Origin of the sequence: Paenibacillus sp. FSL H8-0260, from assembly GCF_045040625.1 — a bacterium.
GTDB lineage: Bacteria > Bacillota > Bacilli > Paenibacillales > Paenibacillaceae > Paenibacillus_AQ > Paenibacillus_AQ odorifer.
This window is the reverse complement of record NZ_CP150298.1, coordinates 5,149,366-5,170,739: the sequence shown is the minus strand read 5'-3', so window position 1 is coordinate 5,170,739 and position 21,374 is coordinate 5,149,366. Positions and strand designations below refer to the sequence as shown.

The 21,374-nt window shown below is 46.3% G+C and carries 14 protein-coding genes; 13 read left to right on the top strand and 1 reads right to left on the bottom strand.

Annotation, left to right across the window (positions count from 1 at the left end):
* Positions 1-274: 274 nt before the first annotated feature.
* The 9 genes from MHI51_RS23020 (at position 275) to MHI51_RS22980 (ending at position 10,841) form a co-directional block, all read left to right on the top strand.
* A complete protein-coding gene (locus MHI51_RS23020) occupies positions 275-2,197 on the top strand; it encodes a BglG family transcription antiterminator (protein ID WP_405173294.1) in 1,923 nt (640 codons plus the stop codon).
* A gap of 28 nt (positions 2,198-2,225) precedes the next feature.
* Entirely contained in the window at positions 2,226-2,564 is a 339-nt protein-coding gene (locus MHI51_RS23015) for a PTS lactose/cellobiose transporter subunit IIA (RefSeq protein WP_038572728.1), read from the top strand.
* Position 2,565: 1 nt separating this feature from the next.
* Positions 2,566-2,871 carry a PTS sugar transporter subunit IIB gene (locus MHI51_RS23010; protein ID WP_036683292.1) on the top strand — a complete coding sequence of 102 codons (306 nt, stop codon included), beginning with the start codon at positions 2,566-2,568 and terminating at the stop codon, positions 2,869-2,871.
* A 3-nt stretch (positions 2,872-2,874) separates the two neighbouring features.
* Positions 2,875-4,173 carry a PTS sugar transporter subunit IIC gene (locus MHI51_RS23005; RefSeq protein WP_076128887.1) on the top strand — a complete coding sequence of 433 codons (1,299 nt, stop codon included), beginning with the start codon at positions 2,875-2,877 and terminating at the stop codon, positions 4,171-4,173.
* 18 nt (positions 4,174-4,191) lie between these two features.
* Positions 4,192-5,652, top strand: a complete 1,461-nt coding sequence (locus tag MHI51_RS23000; protein ID WP_076218829.1) for a glycoside hydrolase family 1 protein — start codon at positions 4,192-4,194, stop codon at positions 5,650-5,652.
* Between the two features lie 229 nt (positions 5,653-5,881).
* Positions 5,882-7,078, top strand: coding sequence for a sensor histidine kinase (locus MHI51_RS22995; RefSeq protein WP_076218828.1), 1,197 nt, complete (start codon positions 5,882-5,884; stop codon positions 7,076-7,078).
* On the top strand, positions 7,075-7,728 hold the full coding sequence (locus MHI51_RS22990; RefSeq protein WP_076218827.1) for a response regulator transcription factor: 654 nt from the start codon (positions 7,075-7,077) through the stop codon (positions 7,726-7,728). Before MHI51_RS22995 ends, MHI51_RS22990 begins: the two co-directional genes overlap by 4 nt.
* A 163-nt stretch (positions 7,729-7,891) precedes the next feature.
* Positions 7,892-10,114, top strand: coding sequence for an MMPL family transporter (locus MHI51_RS22985; RefSeq protein ID WP_405173293.1), 2,223 nt, complete (start codon positions 7,892-7,894; stop codon positions 10,112-10,114).
* Positions 10,115-10,136: 22 nt separating this feature from the next.
* Positions 10,137-10,841 (top strand): glycosyltransferase family 2 protein, encoded by a 705-nt coding sequence (locus MHI51_RS22980; protein ID WP_076220313.1) that lies wholly within the window; start codon positions 10,137-10,139, stop codon positions 10,839-10,841.
* Positions 10,842-10,944: 103 nt separating this feature from the next.
* Here the strand turns inward: MHI51_RS22980 and MHI51_RS22975 are convergent, their stop codons facing one another.
* Positions 10,945-11,598, bottom strand: a complete 654-nt coding sequence (locus MHI51_RS22975) for a GntR family transcriptional regulator (protein ID WP_076128891.1) — start codon at positions 11,596-11,598, stop codon at positions 10,945-10,947.
* A 219-nt stretch (positions 11,599-11,817) separates the two neighbouring features.
* Here MHI51_RS22975 and uxuA point away from each other — a divergent pair, with 219 nt between their 5' ends.
* The 4 genes from uxuA to MHI51_RS22955 all read left to right on the top strand — a co-directional run bounded on the left by uxuA (position 11,818) and on the right by MHI51_RS22955 (position 21,338).
* Complete coding sequence (gene uxuA, locus MHI51_RS22970; RefSeq protein WP_076128893.1) at positions 11,818-12,894, top strand: mannonate dehydratase; 1,077 nt, start codon at positions 11,818-11,820, stop codon at positions 12,892-12,894.
* A complete protein-coding gene (locus MHI51_RS22965) occupies positions 12,895-14,505 on the top strand; it encodes a mannitol dehydrogenase family protein (protein ID WP_076276788.1) in 1,611 nt (536 codons plus the stop codon).
* A 221-nt stretch (positions 14,506-14,726) separates the two neighbouring features.
* Positions 14,727-16,106, top strand: a complete 1,380-nt coding sequence (locus MHI51_RS22960) for a sugar ABC transporter substrate-binding protein (RefSeq protein WP_076128897.1) — start codon at positions 14,727-14,729, stop codon at positions 16,104-16,106.
* Positions 16,107-16,256: 150 nt separating this feature from the next.
* On the top strand, positions 16,257-21,338 hold the full coding sequence (locus tag MHI51_RS22955) for a pectinesterase family protein (protein WP_341003478.1): 5,082 nt from the start codon (positions 16,257-16,259) through the stop codon (positions 21,336-21,338).
* Positions 21,339-21,374 lie beyond the last annotated feature (36 nt).

Sequence of the window (21,374 nt, the reverse complement as noted above, 5' to 3'; positions counted from 1 at the left end):
TTTTGATTAGTAAAAGATACTTCTGGTTCCAACCTACATATTGATCCTATTCCCCTCACATCACACTCTCCTCTTTGTTGTATATTTCCTCCTGATTTGTGGCCACAAATAATGTATGCTAAGAATTTAATCCGTTATTTTCCTATCCGTCAGTTTCTGCCGTTCCAAACAGCAGAATACAAACTGTTCAGAAGATAACGCTTCCACGTATGATGTATTCATAACCAGCTGAGTGCTTCATCCGATACTAGTATCACAAATGAGGGAATTTAAGGTGAGAGAATATACGATTGTTAATATTTTATATACCCGCAAGAGTCCTGTGCGCATGAGTGAGCTGATTGCCGAAGTGGGGTTGTCCGAACGGACTCTCCGTGACGTGATCCGTGCACTCGACAAAACAGGAGAGGCGAATGGTTTCGGTATCCGTATGATCCGCGGCCAGGGTTATCTACTGGAGATTGGCGATGAAGCCAAATTCAGTAGCTACCAGGAAAAAGGAATGCTGCAGCTGGATCAGGTGGATCTCGATAATAAGCAATCACGCCAGCAGTATTTACTATTCTATCTCTTACAGAACGATAGCTATCAGTCTATGGATAACATGGCGGAAGAAATCGGCGTTAGCCGTTCTACTATTATTTCCGATCTGAAGGAAGTAGAGCAGCGACTTGCCGCTTTCCGGCTTAGCTTGAAACGTCGGGCTCATTATGGCATGAAAATCGAGGGGGAAGAGCAAGACTTCCGTAAAGCCTTTTCTTACTTTATCTTGCAATCGGGTCATACGCTGCAGCATACGGAGGATTTTCATGCTTTTAGTCAGGACTTCGATGCTGAGCAGCTTAAGGGATTTCTACTGCAAATCCTCAAGGAAAAAGAACTGAAGATCTCGGATGTGTTTCTGGATAATATCTTGACCCATCTGTTCATTCTTCTTTACAGAGTTTCCAAGCACAATTTCATTGTGGCTGGACAAGCCTTGCAGGGAACACCTGAGCCGCTGTATCAGGATATTGCCGGGAGTATTGCAGATTTCATCTCCTCTCAATACCAGATTAAGCTTCCGGCGGATGAGATTGATTATTTGGCGCTGCACATTTCTGGCAAGACCATTATGGAACGGATGTCGGAAGAGACCAAATCGCATCTGCGGGAGGGAATCACGGCTATTCTGGAGCGCTTGGACCGCGAGTTCCTTACTGGATTCACTCAAGATCAAGAGCTGCGCGAAGCACTGCTATTGCATATGTTCCCGCTGCTGAACCGGTTGTATTACAATCTTCAGCTCGGCAACCCATTGGTGGAGGATGTTTACAGCCAGTATGCAAATGTGTTCGTCATTTCCTTCCGCTTCGCTGAGATTGTAGAGGAGCAGTACGGGTTTCGGATGTCGCGCGATGAGGCAGGGTATGTCGCGTTGCATTTTGCCACCCATCTGGAACGGATGCAGCAGCGCAATCTGGAGAAGTTCAAGCGGATTGCCGTGATCTGCTCGACGGGAGGGGGCAGTGCCCAGTTAATCCGGCTGAAGCTGGAAGCGGTATTCCCCAAAGCGTCGGTGATCACAGCCTCCATCACGGAGGTGGAGGAGATCAGCAGCAAGCCTGTGGATCTGATCCTCTCTACTGTGCCGCTGGCAACAGAGATTAAGGAAAAACCGGTGATCCATATCAAACAGCTGCTGGATGATCAAGAGATTCAGCGGATCAAAGAAATATTGTCTTTGCAGATTAATCGCACAGAACCGTCCTACAAGCTGATGGATTTCAAGGATTTGTTCCGCAGGGAGCTGTTTCATCTGTCTGGTTCGGACGAAGATTACATGGAGCTGTTAAAGCAGCGCTGCCGGGAGATCGTGGGCAATCATTATGCAGCTGACGATTTTCCCGAACAAGTGCTGCTCAGAGAGCAGAAATTCACCACCATTTACAATAATGGGGTGGCCGGCCCTCATCCGATGCGGATGAGCGCGATCCGCGACTGTATCAGTGTAACCGTGTTGAAGAAACCGCTGATCTATGAGGGTAAGCCGGTCCAATTGATTTTTCTGATCAATCTGGGTCCGGGGCAGTTATTCCTGCACAAAGAGATCAGCAAGCTGCTACTGGTTCTAATGGAGAAGGAAGACAGCCGTAACCGGCTGCTAAACACGAATAGTTATGAGCAATTTATGAATGAGATAGAGAACCTACTATAAAAAAATGACGATACGGAGTGGAGAACCCATGGATTATGAACAAACGATTATGCAGATTATTGCCAGCAGCGGAGAGGCAAGAAGCCTTAGCCTAAAAGCGGTAAGAACCGCGCGCGCCGGAAACCTGGAAGAAGCGGGCGAGATGATTAAGAACGCCAAGACCAGCCTGACCAAAGCACATAAAGTGCAAACGGGGCTGATCCAGGCTGAAGGCCGGGGTGAAAAGACAGAAATTACGCTGCTGATGATTCACGCGCAGGATCATTTGATGAATGCCCTGACGGTTAGAGAACTGGCTGTGGAACTGATCGAAGAAATCAAAGAACGCAAAGCGCTCGAACTAGAATTGAAAGGATCGGTGAACTAAGATGAAAAAAATATTGCTCGCCTGTGCAGGCGGATTCTCGACAAGTATGCTGGTGGAACGGATGAAAGAATCGGCACGGACACAAGGGGTTGAAGTGGTTATTGATGCGGTGGCGGAGAGTGACATCGCCGATCAAAAGCCTTTTGACATCATTATGCTTGGACCACAAATGGGACATGCCGAAGGCGATCTGGCCGCAGAATATCCGAACATTCCAGTAACTACGATCGATATGATGGACTATGGCATGATGGATGGGGACAAGGTGCTGGCTACAGCACTTGAACTGATGGAGAAGGGGGCTTAAGTCATGGCAGGCGGCGCAGAATGGAGAGCCAAGATCCAGAAAGTCAGCACGAAAATCCAAAAAAACACCTATATCAGCGCTATTTCCAACGGTCTGATGGCCTTGATGCCAATTTTGATTCTGGGCGCTATTTTTTCCCTGATTAATGCACTCAAGCTTGATCCTTATCAGAATTTCCTGGAAAGCACTGGACTCAAAACTTATACTTCGATTCCGGCAACTGTAACCACCGATTTGATCGCACTCTACGCGGTGTTCTCCATCGCTTACAATTTCGCTACCCAACATAAGCAGCAAGGCTTTTCGGCAGGGATTTTGGCGCTGATGAGTTTCTTGCTAGTTACACCAAAAGGACTGCTGGATGATGGCGTGACCAAAGCATTTGGTTACTCCTGGTTGGGTGCCAAAGGATTGTTCGTGGCAATCATCCTGGCACTGCTGGTAGGTAAGATCTATACCTTTGTATTGGAAAAGAAATTCTATATCAAAATGCCGAAGGGTGTTCCGCCCACGGTTGAGAAATCTTTTGCCGCGCTTACGCCTGGTTTTATCGTAGCGGTTCTGATGCTGGTGCTGACGGCGATTTTCGCCGCAACGAAATATGGCAATATGCACGAGTTTGTCTTCTCGATCATCCAGCTGCCACTGACTAGTCTGGGGGGTACCTGGTGGGCGATGCTGATCTGCATCTTCGTAATTCACCTGCTGTGGTTCTTTGGAGTTCACGGCACCTTGGTAGTCTATTCCGTTGTCGGCCCGATTTGGGTGGCTTTGGGACTTGAGAATCTGGACGCTTACCAAAGAGGTGTGGAAGGTACGCATATCATTGGTTCGCCGTTCTTCCCGGTTTATGTACTGATCGGTGGTGCAGGGGCAACGTTAGGTCTCATTATTGCGATGCTGTTTGCCAAATCTACACGTTATAAGACACTTGGTAAACTGGCAATTATCCCAAGTCTGATCGGTGTCAATGAGCCGGTGATTTTCGGGATGCCATTGGTGCTGAATGTTCGGTTTATGATTCCATTTATCCTGACTCCGCTGGTGAGTAGTGGTCTGGCGATTCTTCTGACGACGCTGGGTATCCTTCCTGTGCTGCATGGGATTCAGGTACCGCTGGGCATTCCGGTGCTGGTCAATGGCTGGATGAACGGGGGCTGGCGCGTAAGTGCGTTCCAGCTGGTTATGATTGGCGCAAGCTTCATGATCTACTATCCATTCTTCAAAAAAGCCGATGCCGAAGCGCTGGAGCAAGAGCAGCAGGCTGAAGCTAAAGCGGCAGCAACCGCTGCCACCCATTAATAAAAGGAGGCTCAACCGATGACTTATCCATTTCCGGAAAACTTCCTGTGGGGCGGTGCGGTAGCCGCCAATCAGGTCGAAGGCGCGTATAATGAGGGCGGCAAGGGTTTGTCCACTGCTGACGTAGTCAAATATTGTCCTCCTAAGGAACGGCAGAGCCTGGAACAGCTATTGTCCATGTCCGGTCCACAGCTAGAAGAGGCCGTACAGGATGATAATCTGGGGAATTACCCCAAACGCAGAGGGATTGATTTCTACCACCGCTACAAAGAAGATATCGCCTTGTTCGCTGAGATGGGTTTTAAGGTATTCCGTATGTCCATCTCCTGGCCTCGTATTTATCCGAATGGCGATGAGCAGGTACCTAACGAGGCAGGACTGCGTTTCTACGACGATGTTTTTGATGAGTTGCGCAAATATAATATCGAGCCGCTGGTCACCATTTCCCATTATGAAATGCCGGTGCACCTAGTCACCAAATACAACGGCTGGGAATCCAGAGAACTGGTGGAGCTGTTCGTCCGTTATGCGGAGACTGTGTTCACCCGTTACCGGGATAAGGTGAAGTATTGGCTGACTTTCAACGAAATCAACTGTACACTCAAAGCGCCGTTTCTGGGCGCAGGGATTATTTTGGATGGCAAGTCAAATGAGAAGCAGATTGCTTTTCAGGCTTTGCATCACCAGTTCGTAGCCAGTGCGCTTGCGATTAAGCGGGGCCGGGAGATCAATCCGCAGTTCCAGATCGGCTGCATGCTGGCCCGCAAGCTGCTCTACCCATATTCCTGTCATCCCGGTGATGTGCTGAAAGCACAAGCTGAGAACCAAATGGCAATGTTCTGCTCCGATGTTCAGGTTAGAGGCTATTATCCTTCTTATATCCGCCGGCATTTGGAGCAGCATGGAGTGACAATAACCATGTTGCCGGGAGACGAAGCTTTGCTGCGGGACAATCTTGTGGATTTTCTTTCCTTTAGTTATTACATGTCCTCAGTAGTCAGTGTAGATGAGAGTATCACGGCCACCACGGAAGGTAACCTGTCCACAGGGCTGAAGAATCCCTTCCTGAAAACTTCCGATTGGGGCTGGCAGATCGATCCAAAGGGGCTGCGGTTTGTGCTCAAGGAGATGCATGACCGCTACCAGCTTCCTTTGTTCGTAGTAGAGAATGGTCTGGGTGCTGCAGATGTGCTCGAACTGGATGGCACGATCCGTGATCCCTACCGGATAGAGTATCTGGCACAGCATATTGAGCAGATGGCGGAAGCCATTGCCGATGGCGTGGAGCTGATGGGCTACACCAGCTGGGGCTGTATTGATCTGATCTCGGCTTCCACCTCAGAGATGCGCAAGCGGTACGGCTTCATTTATGTTGATCAGGATGATGCAGGCAATGGAACGCTGCTGCGTCTGCGTAAGGACAGCTTTTACTGGTACAAAAAGGTCATAACCTCTAACGGTGCAGATTTAAGCTATTAGTGCGGGGTTATAGTTCTTGTCCATTTTTTACGAAAACCTTGAGAAATCAAGGTTTTTTTGTTTTTTTAATAGGGAATAGAGATCGTGTGTGCTTCTTCTTATAACGAAGTTTTATCCGGGAAGGCATTACAGACAAGGCGATCTCGATTGCCCAAACGTACATGTACTTTCGTACATTACCAACATGTAGGTTAAATCTTTATAATAGAGGAGAAGGAGGGTCAGCCAAGTGAAAGAAAGAAAAGCCGGACTATTGTTCATCGATGAATTGTTTGCGTCCAGATTGCCGCTTTTGATTTGGGTATCCATTGTATATATTGGAACTATGTTGCTGCAGTTTCTTAAGGACCCTCAAATATTATCCAGTTCTATATTTACAGGCTTATTCACGGTCCATATTTTGCTGCACTGGAACTCCTATCGAATCACTAATAAGCAATTTTGGTTTTATTTTTCGGCACAAGCAATTTTAATTTATCTTTGTGCGATTTTGATGCCGCAGGGGTACCAAGCAGTGTTGATGGGATTGCTTCCGGTCCTGATTGCCCAAAGCCTTGGTTTTTCATTTCGGATAAAAAGAATCGTCTTCGTTGCCCTTATTAGTATAATTTTGTTTTTTGATTCATCGCTTACTGTGGGCGATACCGATGAATTGATCGTATTTATGCCATTATTTGTTCTGATGCTTGTGATCGTTTTAGCGTATACATTATTGTTTTTTCAACAGGTTCGCGAGCGTCTCAGAATTCAGAATTTTTTGCATGATCTAAAAGAGGCCCATAAAAAGGTAGAGGAGCTGACACTGGCTAATGAACGCCAACGAATGGCTCGGGATCTGCATGATACGTTGGCGCAGGGAGTGGCTGGATTAATTATGCAGCTCGAAGCCGCGGATGCCCATATGACCAAGGGTAACACAGAGCGTTCTCAAGAAATTGTCAGACAGTCTATGAAGCAGGCTCGCACAACCTTAGCCGAAGCTCGTAGAGCAATTGACAATTTGCGGGCGAAATCAGCTTCAGAGATTGATTTTAGGGAAGCGGTCGATTATGAAACACAGCATTTCGGTGAAGCTACAGGTATCGTTGTAACCATGGATTTTAAGCTTACCAGACGGTTGTCTAGAGTAATGATGGAACATAGTTTACACATTATAAAAGAAGGTCTGACCAATATCGCCCGTCATGCCCGGGCTGACAAGGTGTGGATTACCCTGTCCGATCAAAATGAGCGGCTTTTTATAGAAATCAGAGACAATGGTTTGGGATTTAACACAGACGCCATCGGCAAGGATGCCGGACACTACGGTTTACTCGGGATTCAGGAGCGGGTAAGGCTGATTGGAGGAGAATTGAAGGTGCGCAGCAGTTCAGCTGGAACAAGCATTCAGGTTGAGACATCATTTAGTGAGGGAGACCCTACATGACGCAAGTGAAAATTCTGATCGTAGATGATCATTTTGTTGTTCGGGAAGGCTTGAAGCTGATCCTGGAGACGGATGAACAGTTTCAAATTGTTGGAGAAGCGGTAAACGGGCAGGAAGCTATAACCCTTATAGATGAAGTGCGACCGGATGTGATCCTGATGGATTTGAATATGCCGGTCATGAGCGGACTGGAAGCCATGAAGGTATTGAGGGAGAAGAACAACTCCGTTCCAGTTATTATTTTGACGACTTACAACGAAGATGAATTAATGATTAATGGACTGGCCTTGGGTGCGAGAGGTTACTTATTAAAGGATACGAACCGGGAAAATTTGTTCAGGAATATTGAATCGGCGATAAGAGGAGAAACCTTGCTCTCAGCAGAAATCATGGAGAGAGTGATTTCTGCTCGCGAGCAGCAGAAGGCTTCGGCTCCGATTCATAAAGAAGTATCCTTGTTATCCGATAAAGAAACTCAAATTCTGCAAAGTGTAGCGCAGGGCTTCAAAAGTAAAGAAATCGCCTTTGATTTGGGAATCTCAGAACGTACTGTAAAAGCTCATCTGACGAATGTTTACAACAAGCTAGGGGTAGATTCGCGATCGCAGGCAGTGGCGGCCGCTTTGGAACGGGGGATTTTACATATGTAATTTTGAACATGCGAAAGAAATCTTTCGCATGTTTTTTTTGCGGACTAATGGGCTGCCCGAAAGGGCAGTGCGTGTCCGCCCCTTTGGACGATGTTAGCAAGACTTCTCTTCTATAAGATAAAGGCATAGAGAAAAACATTAGTATAGAGGAGACGATACTGAAATGGCCAAATTATTGTACCGGCTTGGGTTCTGGTCGGCGAGCAACCGCGTTAAAGTCATTCTAGGAAGCATTGCCATCCTGCTGATCTCGGCAATCGTAGCTCTTTCGATGGGGCCTAAGCTTCATGAGGGAACTACTATCCCTGGACTGGAGTCCATAAAAACGATGGAACAGATGTATCAGGAATTTCCCTCCATTGTGGATAACAGCGGCAAAATTCAGTTGGTGATGAAATCACTAACGGATGAAACCTTATCCTCAGACACAACTAAGCAATTAATTGGTGCACAGTTAGAGGAAGTGGCTAAGGATCCGGCGGTCACAGCAGTAGTAAGTCCTTATGACAATCATTCGGTAAGTGCAGATGGCAAAATTGGCTATGCCACCATCTCATACAATACTCCAGGTAGTGATGTTACAGAAACATCAAAGGAACGTGTGCTTGATGTGGCAGGTATTTTGCGTGATGCCGGCTTACAAGCTGAATTAACTGGCTCTGGTTATGTGAAAATGGAGATCGGCGGCGTTACAGAAGGGATAGGGGTGCTCATTGCGCTTCTTGTTCTCACCGTTGCTTTTGGATCTGTTCTGACGGGGATCTTACCGATTCTTACGGCAGTCATTGGTCTTGGTACCGGCGTGATGTTGATCATCATCGGCTCGAATTTCTTCGACACCCCTTCTTTTGCTCTATCTCTGGCCAGCATGATTGGTTTGGCAGTGGGGATCGATTACGCGTTGTTTATTATCTCAAGATATCGGCAACAGCTTGCCGAAGGTTATGAAAGAAAAGAAGCAATTGCGATTGCGAACGGCACGGCAGGGAGTGCGGTTGTCTTTGCAGGCATAACGGTTATTATCGGTCTTGCGGGAATGTCGGTGATTGGTATTCCTTTTCTTACCGCAATGGGTTTAGCCGCTGCGCTTTGCATTTTCGTGGCTGTTCTCATCGCTATTTTTATGGTTCCTGCTATCCTCGAAGCGATGGGAGGCTTGATCAAAGCCAAATCGAAAAAAAGTTCCAAAGGTTCAACCCGCAACAAAAAGAACGAGACTCGAGGTAATTTATGGGGGGGGGTTGTTACCGGGCGCCCATGGTTGGCTGTGATCCTTGGTGTAGCATTGCTGGGCACTATTGCAATACCTTTCTTCAACATGGAGACAGGCACCATGGATGATGCGCAAAAATCGCCGGAATTAACTGAGCGGCGGGCATACGATCTGATGACAGAGGCATACGGTGTGGGGTATCATAGTCCGCTCGTTATCCTAGCCGAAACTGATGGTGGACAAGATGCTGCAGCCAATCTGTCTGGGGCGCTGGAACAACTTAGAACCTATCCTAACATTGGTACGATTGCTCCTGCTGTTCCTGGTCCTTCCGGAAAGATTTCTTTGATTCATGTGATTCCGGCTACCGGTCCTGCAGATAATAAAACGGTAGATCTGGTTAAACAAATTCGCAGTCAAGCAGCAGAAATCGAGAGTCAAAATCATGTGAAACTGAAAGTAACCGGGAGCACAGCCGTAAATATCGATATCTCTCAGAAGCTGAACGAGGCGCTGCCTGAATTCTGTATCATCATCGTCGGCTTGGCTTTTGTTCTTCTAGTGATGGTATTCCGGTCCATCCTGGTTCCCATCAAAGCGGTCCTGGGATTTATTCTTTCTTTGGGGGCTACATTAGGTTTCATTACCTTCGTCATACAGGATGGACATTTGCAAAATGTGTTCCATTTTAATGGGCAAGCTCCCATACTCAATTTTCTCCCAATCATGGTCGTCGGCATTTTGTTCGGACTTGCCATGGACTACGAAGTTTTCCTCGTCAGTAGAATGCGGGAAGAATTTAAGAAAAGTGGGGATGCCAAAAAGTCCGTTCTGGCCGGTATTCATCACAGCGGCGGGGTAGTTACAGCTGCAGGACTGATCATGATCTCTGTTTTCACGGGATTCATGCTGGCAGAAGATCCGAACATCAGGGTGATGAGCTTTGCACTTCTCTTTGGGGTTTTGTTCGATGCTTTTGTTGTCCGGATGCTCATCGTTCCCGGTGTAATGACTTTGCTGGGAAAATCAGCGTGGTATTTGCCGAAGTGGCTCGATCGCTTGCTTCCTAACCTGGATGTAGAAGGTGAGGAAGTGATGAAGGCGGTTGAGAAAAAACAATTAAGACTAGTGAGGGATCCTAAAACCAACCTCTCTACTGAACTCCTAAAATAAGTGGATAGTGAGGTGTTGCTCGATGACTCACCTTTCCGTGGTCGTACCTATTTTTAATGAAGAGGAAAATATATACGATCTTTACTTAAGTATTACTGAAGCATTAAGAGGGAGAATTGAGCATTACGAAATCGTACTGGTGAATGATGGAAGTAGGGATCGTAGTGCCGTGCTGTTAAATGAAATCGCACAGATGGATCAAGCGGTAAAGGTCATTCATTTTGAAAAAAACTACGGGCAAACGGCAGCCATTTGGGCGGGGATAAAAAATTCCCAGGGCGAACTGATCGCCCTTATGGATGCAGCGCTACAGACAGATCCACGGAACATCTTTAGATTAATGCCTTTCATCAAGAAAAGAGATTTTGTAAATGGAAAATGGGCAGATCATAAAGATACGTGGTTTAAGAAAGTTTCTTCAGGTTTCGCGAAAAAAATCCGTAATTGGATTATTGGAGGTTCAATTTATGATATAGGCTGTCCTATGAAGCTCTTCAAAAGGGAGGTAGCTGACAGTTTCTATTTATATAATGGAATGCACCGCTTTTTGCCCACGGTGGCTAAGATGAACGGCTTTTCAGTTATTGAAGTTACGGTAACCCATCAAGCGAGGAAACACGGAAACTCTAAATATGGGGAAATCAATCGTGGCGGTATGGGTTTCATGGATGCCATATTGATTGGCTGGCTCAAAAAGAGAGTCATTCTGTATCGGATTAAGAGATAATTGGATTTAGAAAACGTTATGTAAATTTAACAAGAGACATCACGGAGAATTCCATACGATGTCTCTTTGTTTGTTTTAAGGCAGTAAGCCGTCTTATGGCTGACTATTTCTTTAAATATTCCGAGAAATTCTCCTGAAAATCCAGTGAATGAATATCTTCCCGGAGATGGTGGTGGATTAGCGGGCCGATTTTGGCGGTTTCTTTTTGCACCATAAGCTCAAGAATGGATTGGTGTTCGTTCCAGATTTCTTCCAGCTTGTCGGTCTTAAGCATGTGCAGTCTGCGGTACCTGAGATAATGCACATTCGACTGCTGGATCAGAGTCCACAGATACTCACGTCCAGCAAGCCTGTACAAGGCCCGGTGAAACTCGTCGTCTAAATTAAGGAAAGAATCTACAGCATTCTCCTGCCCGATGACCTCTTTCTGTTTCTTAAGAATTTCTTTAAGCTCGTGCACTCCTGGTAGTAAAAGCTGTGCAGAAAGATCCTTGAGGATCTCCTTTTCCAGTGTGCAACGCAAGTATGTGATTTGTTCAACAGATTCAAGATCAATAAAGGAGACAATATTACCTTTTTTCGGATAGATATCGGTATAAGATTCCAGTGCAAGCTGTTTGAGAACATCACGCAACGGCGTACGTGAAATCTGAAACCGCTCAGACAAGGCTGTTTCACTCAGAATGGTGCCTGGCTTTAACGCCAGCGTGAGGATTTCTTGCTTCAGTGTGTTTAGAATTTCAGCTTTAATTGACATTTCTGTTCCTGCTTTCAATTGTTAATGACAGATACAGTACTAGTATACATGATAAGTTCGTTCATTAAAATCATTGGGATGAAAATAGGGTGGATATTCCTTGATTTCAGGATAAAATTCCTGATCAAATTGTGATTGACAAAGAATTGTTCTTATTCTATGATCAAGTAAATCTTGTATACAAGATAGTTGAAAACGAATTCACAGGAGGGTTTATCAATGAACATGACGTGGAGATGGTATGGCGAGGGCAATGACAATATCACGCTGGATCATATTCGGCAGATTCCGGGTGTTATGGGGATTGTCTGGTCTTTGCATGAGAAAGTAGCCGGAGAAGTGTGGGAAATGGAACGGATCCAAGAAGTGGCGGACCAAATCACCAGCAAGGGTTTCAGCACGGCTGTAGTAGAAAGCGTCAACGTTCATGATGATATCAAAATCGGCTTGCCGACCCGTGATAAATATATCGATATTTATATCGACACCATTCGTAAACTCGCCAAGGTTGGCGTTAAGGTGATCTGCTATAATTTTATGCCTGTTTTCGATTGGACCCGCACAGAGCTGTATAAAGAGTTGCCTGATGGCTCGAATGCTCTCTTTTATGAAAAGGCTGCCATTACCGATAATCCGCGTGAGATGGTGGACCGGATTCTGAAGGGAGCTGGAAAGTTCACGATGCCGGGCTGGGAGCCGGAGCGGTTGGCAAAGCTGGATGAGCTGTTTGCGGCTTATGCGGATGTGACGGAAGATAAACTGTTCGACAACCTCCAGTATTTCCTGGAACGCATTATTCCAGTATGCGAGGAAGTGGACATCAAGATGGCTATCCATCCGGATGATCCGGCTTGGCCGATCTTTGGACTGCCGCGTATTATCCGCAATCGGGATATGATCCGCCGCTTCTTGGATTTAGTGGACAGCCCGTACAACGGTTTGACGTTCTGCACAGGGTCACTCGGCACGAATCCGGATAACGATCTGCCAGCGATGATCCGCGAGTTCCATGATCGTATTCATTTTGCCCATATCCGCAATGTGAAGGTATTTGAGAACGGTGATTTCATTGAGGTGTCGCACCGTGGGCGTGACGGAAGTGTTGATGTGGCCGAGGTGGTCAAAGCCTATCATGAGAACGGATACATTGGTTATGTACGTCCGGATCACGGGCGGCATCTGTGGGGGGAAGAGAAGAACTGCCGACCGGGTTATGGCTTGTATGATAGAGCTATGGGCATCATGTATTTGCTTGGTGTTTGGGATAGCTTGGATAATGTCAAGGAGGCAAAATAAATGCTGCATCTGACCAGAAGCAGTATCCAAGGGGAAAAAGCAGCTTGGAAAGCTGCTGGTGTGGAGCTTCCACAGTTCGACTATGAGCAGGTAGCAAACAATACACAGCTTAAACCGGAATGGATTCATTTCGGTGCAGGTAATATTTTCAGAGGATTCGTGGCAAATGCTCATCAGAAGCTGCTGGATAGCAGAAAGTCGGATACAGGTATTATTGCGGTGGAAACCTTTGATTTCGAAATGATTGATAAAGTCTACAAGCCCTACGACAATCTGACCCTTTTAGTACTGATGAATGCTCGTGGTGATTTCCACAAAAGAGTAGTCAGTAGTATTGTGGAGGGAATCGCAGCGGACAAAAACCGCGAAGCGGAGTACCGTCGATTGATCGAGGTGTTCGAGAATCCCAGCCTGCAAATGGCTAGTTTCACCATCACGGAGAAGGGTTACTCGTTGACGGATCCGTACGATAAATATTTTGGCATTGTGGAAAAGGATATTGAGAGCGGACCGGAGCATCCTGTTCATGTCATGAGCATTGTAGCTTCGCTTGCTTATCGAAGATATCTGAAAGGCCAATATCCGATGACCTTTGTCAGCATGGACAACTGCTCACACAATGGCGACAAGCTGAAGAACGGTGTTGTGTCCATCGCTAAGGAATGGGCCCAAAGAGGACTTGTTATAGAAGACTTCGTGCGTTATCTGGAAGATGAACGAGTAATAACCTTTCCATTGTCCATGATCGATAAAATCACACCACGTCCTTCGGAGAGTGTACAGGCAGCGCTTCTGGAACAGGGAATTGGTGATATGGATGTGATCATTACCTCCAAAAACACATATACCGCTCCTTTCGTAAATGCTGAGATCAGCGAATATCTTGTAGTGGAGGATAACTTTACGAACGGACGTCCACCACTAGAGGAAGCCGGAATTATTCTTACGGACCGGGAGACAGTCAACAAGGTGGAGACGATGAAAGTAACGACCTGCCTTAATCCGCTGCATACGGCGCTTGCTGTTTCCGGTTGTCTGCTTGGCTACACCTTGATCGCGGATGAGATGAAGGACGATACTTTGCGGAGGTTTGTGGAGATAATCGGTTACAAAGAAGGCCTGCCCGTCGTAGTGGACCCGGGGATTCTCAGTCCAAAGCAGTTTCTGGACGAAGTCCTTACGGAGCGTTTTGCCAATCCATTTATCCCCGATACTCCGCAGCGGATTGCTACAGATACTTCGCAGAAGGTGGGTATACGGTTCGGTGAAACTATTAAATCCTATATTCGACGGGAGGAGCTCGATCCAGCGCAGCTAACGGCGATTCCACTGGCTATCGCTGTGTGGTGTCGTTACTTACTTGGAGTGAATGATGCTGGAGAGGTCTTCACATTGAGTTCAGATCCGTTACTAGAAACACTGCAAGGTTACCTGCAGGGAGTTTCGCTTGGAGACCAAACCGCAAGTGTGCGCCCCATTCTTGAAGATGAGCGACTTTTTGGGGTTCCGTTGTACGAGATTGGTCTAGGTGATAAGATTGAGATTATGTTCCAGGAAATGATGGCAGGCCCAGGAGCGGTACGGAGAACATTAGAGCACTATTTAAAGTGAAGGCTAGGCAGTTAAGTAGATTTGAATTAATATAGAAGAAAATAAAGCGAAAAAAGTCCCGAGGCAATCAATCGGGGCTTTTTTTTGTATGATTTTAAAAAATCCAAACAAAGTGTGAAAAGAATCTTATGTAAAATGAGAAGGACGAAAGTTAAACTAAACACATGACGAATAACCGGTGTTCGTCAACTGAGCGACGAATTTTGAGGGGGTTCAACACCATGTTCAAAAGAAAAAAAAGCTGGGCACTTGTCATGGCTTCGGTCATGTTGGCTGGAGGCGTGTTAAGTGGTTGCGGAAGCAGTAACAATAACAACAACTCGTCGAATGCCAGTCCCCAGCCAAGCAGCTCGACTAGCGACAGTGGTACTGAAACGAAAGATTCCGGCAAGAAGACAACGCTTACGTTCTGGGCTGCGGCTACTACGCCGGACCGTGATGTATTCTGGCAAAAAGTTACGAAGGAGTTCATGGCTGAGCATCCGAATATTAAAATCGAATACTTGGGCGTGCCTGGAGATTTGAACGGTTATATACAAAAGCTGAATGTCGCTATTGCTGCTGGACAAGGGCCGGACCTGATCAATAACTTTACGTCCGACTTTATTGCACGCGATGTGCTTGAGCCAATCGATTCTTATTTCGATAGCTGGGAAGGAAAGGACAAGATCACAACGGGTTCGGTTACCTCAATGAGAGCAGCGGATCCGGTTGACAAGAAGTTATATGGATTGCCTTATGGCGTTCTGCCTTGGATGGAATGGATTCGTTCGGATTGGCTGAAGGAATCAAATCTACCGAATCCGGACACATGGGATCAATTCTTTGACAACGCACAGAAGTTGACTGACAAGTCCAAGGATCGTTACGGATACTCTATACGGGGTGGAGCCGGAAGTGCTACCTCGCTGGAATATCTTATGTACTCATACTCGGGAATTACGAACTATTTCACGCCAGAAGGCAAAGCCACGATCAACGATCCACTGAATGTAGAGTTTCTGGAGAAATACTTGAGCGGTTATAATGTCAATACACCTGAAGATGACTTGAACAAAGGTTGGACGGAATTGGCTGCTTCGTTCCAGTCCGGCAAGGTAGGTATGATTTTCCATAACCTTGGTTCCGCAAGCGCTCACAGTAAAGCATTCAATGACGATTTAACCAAGTTTACAGCTGTTCCATTCCCTATGGGTGCCAAAGGCTATCGCGTTCACCCCGGCGTTACACCATCGGTGATGATGATGACAAAGAACTCCGAGAATAAGGAAGCAGCATGGGAATTCATGACGTATTTCGTAACGCACAATGATAGTGAGTACGGAGAGCTCTATGGCGAAATTCCGACTTATCTTGATGCATTGGATGCTGATTGGATTGTAAACGTGCCTTACGTGAAGACGGGCGCAGACCTGATGAGCTCACCGGACACGAAGTTTACCGATAATCCCGTTTATCTGCCGGGCTATAACAAGGTTCAGACGAATATGGAGCCTATGATCCAGAAGGTAATGGCCAAAAAGATGAGTGCCAAAGAACTATTGGATGAATGGGCAAAGCAGCTTGAAAAAGAAAAAGCAAGTTTTGACTCTTCGAAATAAAACAGTTAATATCCCCGAACAATAAATAATCTCAGCAGGCGGGCTCTTGATGATACTTGGGCCGCCTGTCTTTTGAATGACAACTCCCTAATGATTAATGCCACTAATTGACAGCGTTTTCATCACCTGCAAATGAACAGGAGGTAAGTTATGAAAAGAATTAAGAGTGTCCTTATTGCATTATGCGCTTTATTGCTCATCCCGATCGTACCTGAAATCGCCTTTGCCGGAGAAACCAACACGGCTTATGCCGCTGCGAACATTAATGATTCCTTATCGGCTAATATTTACTCCCCGACGGATTTACGAATGGCACCTGCCTCTAATACGGATACAACCGTAGTGTTAGCATGGGAGAAACCTCTATTTTATTCCAACATTACTAAGTACAATATTTATGACAGTGATGGAACCCGGGTTGGTTCGACGGACAAAACTTACTATAAGTTTTTAGGATTAACTCCAGAGAGGACATATACCTACACGGTACGAGCCCAGGATACATCTGGCAACGAATCTTTAGATAGCAATACGGTCCAAATCACAACTAAAAAGACGGGCATCAGGTTTAATGTTAAGGATTATGGAGCATCCGGAGATGGCAACACATTGGATACCGTGGCAATTCAAACCGCGATTGACGCAGTTACTCCAGGAGACACTTTATACTTTCCACCCGGGAAGTATGTGACTGGCGGATTGTTCCTGCACAGCAATATGACTGTATTTGTAGATGCAGGGGCTCAAGTGATGCCTAGTTCACACAAGGCTGACTTCTTGCCGTTCGTAACGGCCAGACACAGTATTGAGGAACCCGAGGCTTATCAAAGTTTATTTAACGCCGGAGTTATGGATCATGACAAGTACGATGATTATAGTGTAACTGATATTACATTCCTTGGACCCGGAACAATTGGTGACGAGGAGAGCGGCTTGAAGCTGCGTGAGGAATACGATAACGACAAGGTTGAAGTTGGAACAACCTACGGTGGTGGACATCTGCTATCTTTTAATAACGCACACAATGTCTATATCGATGGATTGAAAATCCGCAATGGAATGATGTGGACCGTAGTACCTGTATACAGCAAAGACATCACCGCCTATAACCTCGATATTAACACCACGCAACATAATGGAGACGGCTTTAATCCGAATTCTTCCGAGAGCGTTTACATTTTGAATTCTACCTTTCAAACCGGGGACGACGGCAGTGCAATTAAATCCGGGATCAATCAAGAAGGCCGGGATATCGGCAGACCCTCCAGATTTATTTATTATCGCGGAGATACCTTTAGTGGTGGACACGGCGGGGTCGTTATCGGAAGCGAGATGTCTGGCGGAATAAGCGACATCTACGTGGAAGACTGCAATCTGATTCCCCTCGACGTCAAGTCGAACACTGTGGCACCGGGCTTTAAGATCAAAACAAGCACATCCCGGGGCGGCTACATTCGGAACATTCAAGTGAGGGATTCGCTTATCAACAAGATTGATCTGAATTCCAACTATGACAAGCTTCCTGTTCCTGATATTTACCCACCGGACATGAGTAATTTCCGGTTTACCAACCTGCGGAACAACGATATCTCTGGAACGGATAACATTATTTCGTTGACAGGGGCAGCCTCCACTTCAACAGCTGATAACGCTTTGAAGAATTTGCAGTTCATTAATTGTGCTTTTGCTAAAGCTCAATTAGCCTACACGGAGAATATCTTTTTCACCAATAGCAGCTTGCCCAAAGGAATTAGCGCTACGAACAGTGCGAATATCGTTCAGGATGGTGTGGTCGTAACTGATAAAGCCTTCCCGGTTCACGAGGATTTCACTGAATATAAAGCCGGGGATACGCCGGGCGGATATTGGAGTGCTTCGAGCTATGCCCCGGGTCTGATCACTATTGCGGCGGACGGAGATTTGAATCCGAACAGTATTTTCCTTAATGACCAGGATAGCGGTTATGTAAGTGTATCCCGTGGTTTTGGTTCGCAGACGGGAACCTTATCGGCAGAAGTGCATATGAAGTTCCCGGCCCCTCCCAACTTAACGAACGGTGTGCCGAACGGTACTTATGCGAACAAACCTACCTCGAATAATCGGGTATTTCAGCTGCTCGGATCGAATGGTAAAGTAGCCGTCTGGTTAAACACTGAGAATTCGGGAGCATTAAGTTATGTCATCAACGGAAAAACATCTCCTATCATCATTCCTGCGATCCCGCTTGATAAGTGGTTTACAGTCAAGACTGTGGTAGATTTTCCAAACAAGCTTGTGGATGTTTATTACAACGGAACGAAGGTGTTAAGCAAACAGCCATTCTATGATTCAACCCTGGCGATGGCGGATATTAGCACCTTCAAATCCATAGGGCCTAATAATAATACGACAGTGGCATCTCAAGTTTACTTGGATAATCTGTACATTAGTGCTTCTGAGGAAGCTACCAGCGGTTATGGAATCCAGCTAACACACTCAGGTTCGACGAATTCAATCTCCGATAAAGGAGGGCGTTTAACCTTTAGTGCCACCAAAACTACGGGAGAAACTTCGCAGGTTACATGGGCTGTCTATAATAGTGATCTGACCCCTACAGATGTGGCTACTATCGACGATAATGGAGTACTGACCGCTAATAGCAATGGTAAAGTCATCGTCGCAGCGACGATGAATGACGGAACAGCGATTATCGGATTGATGCCAATCACCATAACAGGACAAGAAACAGTTGTTGGCTATAAGTCCTTACAGGTAACGACCGCATTAGGCACGAAGCCTAATCTGCCGAATCAGATGCCGATTTTGAGAGAGGATGGAGCGGTAAGTTATGCTCCGGTAATCTGGGATTTAGTTCCGGCGTCTGAATATCAGCAGATAGGAGCATTCACTTTACAGGGTACAGTAACGGGATATTCAGCAAGAGCTGAAATTCAAGTGGAAGTGGTTTCGGCTGGCATGACCGGTTATCGGCCTGTCATCGCGACAACTGCGAAGGGCATCGCACCGAGTTTGCCAGATCACGTAACGGCGATCTTCAATGATCAAATGACCAAATCTCTGCCAGTGTCCTGGGAACCCATCTCTCCAGACTTGTATGCGGATACAAATATTGACGGGTTCAAGGTTATGGGTACGGTACAAGGGTCGGACCTACCGGTTACTGCGCATGTATATGTTCTGTCTGATATCGCTCCAGACGCGAAGGTTATCGTCGTTGCCGCAGATGGAAGCGGGGATTATAAAAGTATCCAAGCTGCTGTCGATGCAGTCCCGGACCAGAACCGCAATCGCATCATTATTTTTGTGAAAAACGGTTTGTATTATGAGAAAGTTCTTATTCCAGATACCAAGCCTTACATCTCTTTAATGGGTGAGAGCAAGGATGGAACGATTCTCACCTACGATGATAATCCGAAAAAAACGGCCCCGGATGGTACCTCGTTAGGTTTGGGCACTTATACGGATTATACGCTCATGATTAAAGGCCATGATTTCTATGCCAAGGATCTAACGGTCATTAATTCCTCGGGCTCCGGAGCAGGTCAATCCGTTGCCGTCGACGTATATGCGGATAAAGCTTTTTTCGAAAATTGCAACATCATCGGTTATCAGGATACACTGTTAACCCGCAATCTGACCGATAACGCGGATCCTAACAACTATGCCAATAATGCAACCATTCAATCCTATCGTTCCTACTTCAAGGATTGTTTCATCTCGGGTTCGGTAGACTTTATCTTTGGTCCGGGTATTGCTGTTTTTGATAACAGCGAGATTCATTCCAGATTGGCTGGGCATGTGACGGCAGCTTCCACTCCTGAGGGACAGGAGTATGGCTATGTATTCCTGAACAGCAAAGTGACCGGCGAAGCGTTGCTTTCGTCTATATCCGCTGTTGATTTGGGAAGACCATGGCGTCCATATGCGAAGACTGTATATCTGAACAGCTATATGGGAGATCACATTGCTCCAAGTGGCTGGAACAACTTCGGCAATTCAAAAAACGAAGCAACCGCATATTACGGTGAATATCAAAGCTTTGGTCCGGGAGCAAATCCGCAGGCTAGAATGAACTGGACCCATCAATTAACGGACACGGAAGCCGAAGCGTATACATTGCACAGTATTTTCAGCGCAACGAGTGCGATCAACGGGAGAGAGGATTGGGATCCTACCCAGCTCGCTTCCGACAATCCAATCGAATCGCTTCTGCCAGTTCATGTTGAGACACCAGTAGGTGTGGCTCCTATTTTGCCAACAGTTGTAGGCGCTGTTTATGCAGATGAAACAGTGAAGCAAGTGCCTGTCGTTTGGGAAGCTATCAACCCTGAGTTATATGCGGTAGAAGGGCGATTTACAGTTACGGGCGCTGTCTATGGCACGGAGTTAAAGGCCGAAGCCAAAGTTACTGTTCGATCGGGAAGTTTTTTAACCGGACCGGGCTCTGTGGAGAAGGGGCAGTCCTTTGAAGTCGTATATGGCATGTCTCGTGTTACAAGTGATGTATATGGCTTGGATTTGACGCTGAACTACGATCCTGAGCAAATTCAGTTCGTGGCAGCGGAATCCTTGCTGGATGGAATTCGTGTCATCGATTCCTTTGATAATGAGGGACAAACACGGATTCTCATGGCAAGCACAACCCCAGGGGTTGGCATGAGCGGCGATTTGCCGAGAATTCTTCAACTTCACTTCACTGCAAAAGATGTAACGGAAGCGACGGTTGCTTCATTAGAAGCGACCCGCATTATTATGAGCGATGGCGAAGGTAATGAATCTTCTGTGGAAGGCACTGCTTATCAGGTTAACATTACTGTGACTGATACAGGTTCGGGAGATGTCATTAGAACAGCACTCCAGTCTATCCTTCACGAAGCCGCCAGCACTTTGGCGTCGGCATCGATGGGTACACTTTGGGGGCAATATTCGCAGTCAGCTATTGCTATCTTTAAGGATGCCATTGCGAACGCAACCGTTGTCTTAAACGACAGCGATGCTACACAAGAGGAAGTGAATCTAGCGGCTCAAGATTTGTCTACTGCACTTCAAAAGCTCGCTACAGCGATGAATCTCGAGGCCAGCATGGATGATCTTCTTCTTCTGAGCTCCAAATATGGCATCACTTCAAGTGATAACGGTTGGAGTGAGGTAAGTAGGTATGATCTGAATAAAGACCAGCAGATCGACATCGTCGATCTGGCTGGAATGGCCCGTAAAATCACTTCAAATTAAGTTTGCTAAATCTGGAGGGCGCTGACTCAACGGCAG

Coding starts and splice junctions, on each gene's coding strand:
- MHI51_RS23000 (WP_076218829.1), top strand. CDS start 4,192: ATGACTTATCCATTTCCGGAAAACTTCCTGTGGGGCGGTGCGGTAGCC.
- MHI51_RS23010 (WP_036683292.1), top strand. CDS start 2,566: ATGAAAAAAATATTGCTCGCCTGTGCAGGCGGATTCTCGACAAGTATG.
- MHI51_RS22960 (WP_076128897.1), top strand. CDS start 14,727: ATGTTCAAAAGAAAAAAAAGCTGGGCACTTGTCATGGCTTCGGTCATG.
- MHI51_RS22980 (WP_076220313.1), top strand. CDS start 10,137: ATGACTCACCTTTCCGTGGTCGTACCTATTTTTAATGAAGAGGAAAAT.
- MHI51_RS22955 (WP_341003478.1), top strand. CDS start 16,257: ATGAAAAGAATTAAGAGTGTCCTTATTGCATTATGCGCTTTATTGCTC.
- MHI51_RS23005 (WP_076128887.1), top strand. CDS start 2,875: ATGGCAGGCGGCGCAGAATGGAGAGCCAAGATCCAGAAAGTCAGCACG.
- MHI51_RS22975 (WP_076128891.1), bottom strand. CDS start 11,598: ATGTCAATTAAAGCTGAAATTCTAAACACACTGAAGCAAGAAATCCTC.
- MHI51_RS23015 (WP_038572728.1), top strand. CDS start 2,226: ATGGATTATGAACAAACGATTATGCAGATTATTGCCAGCAGCGGAGAG.
- MHI51_RS22965 (WP_076276788.1), top strand. CDS start 12,895: ATGCTGCATCTGACCAGAAGCAGTATCCAAGGGGAAAAAGCAGCTTGG.
- uxuA (WP_076128893.1), top strand. CDS start 11,818: ATGAACATGACGTGGAGATGGTATGGCGAGGGCAATGACAATATCACG.
- MHI51_RS22985 (WP_405173293.1), top strand. CDS start 7,892: ATGGCCAAATTATTGTACCGGCTTGGGTTCTGGTCGGCGAGCAACCGC.
- MHI51_RS22990 (WP_076218827.1), top strand. CDS start 7,075: ATGACGCAAGTGAAAATTCTGATCGTAGATGATCATTTTGTTGTTCGG.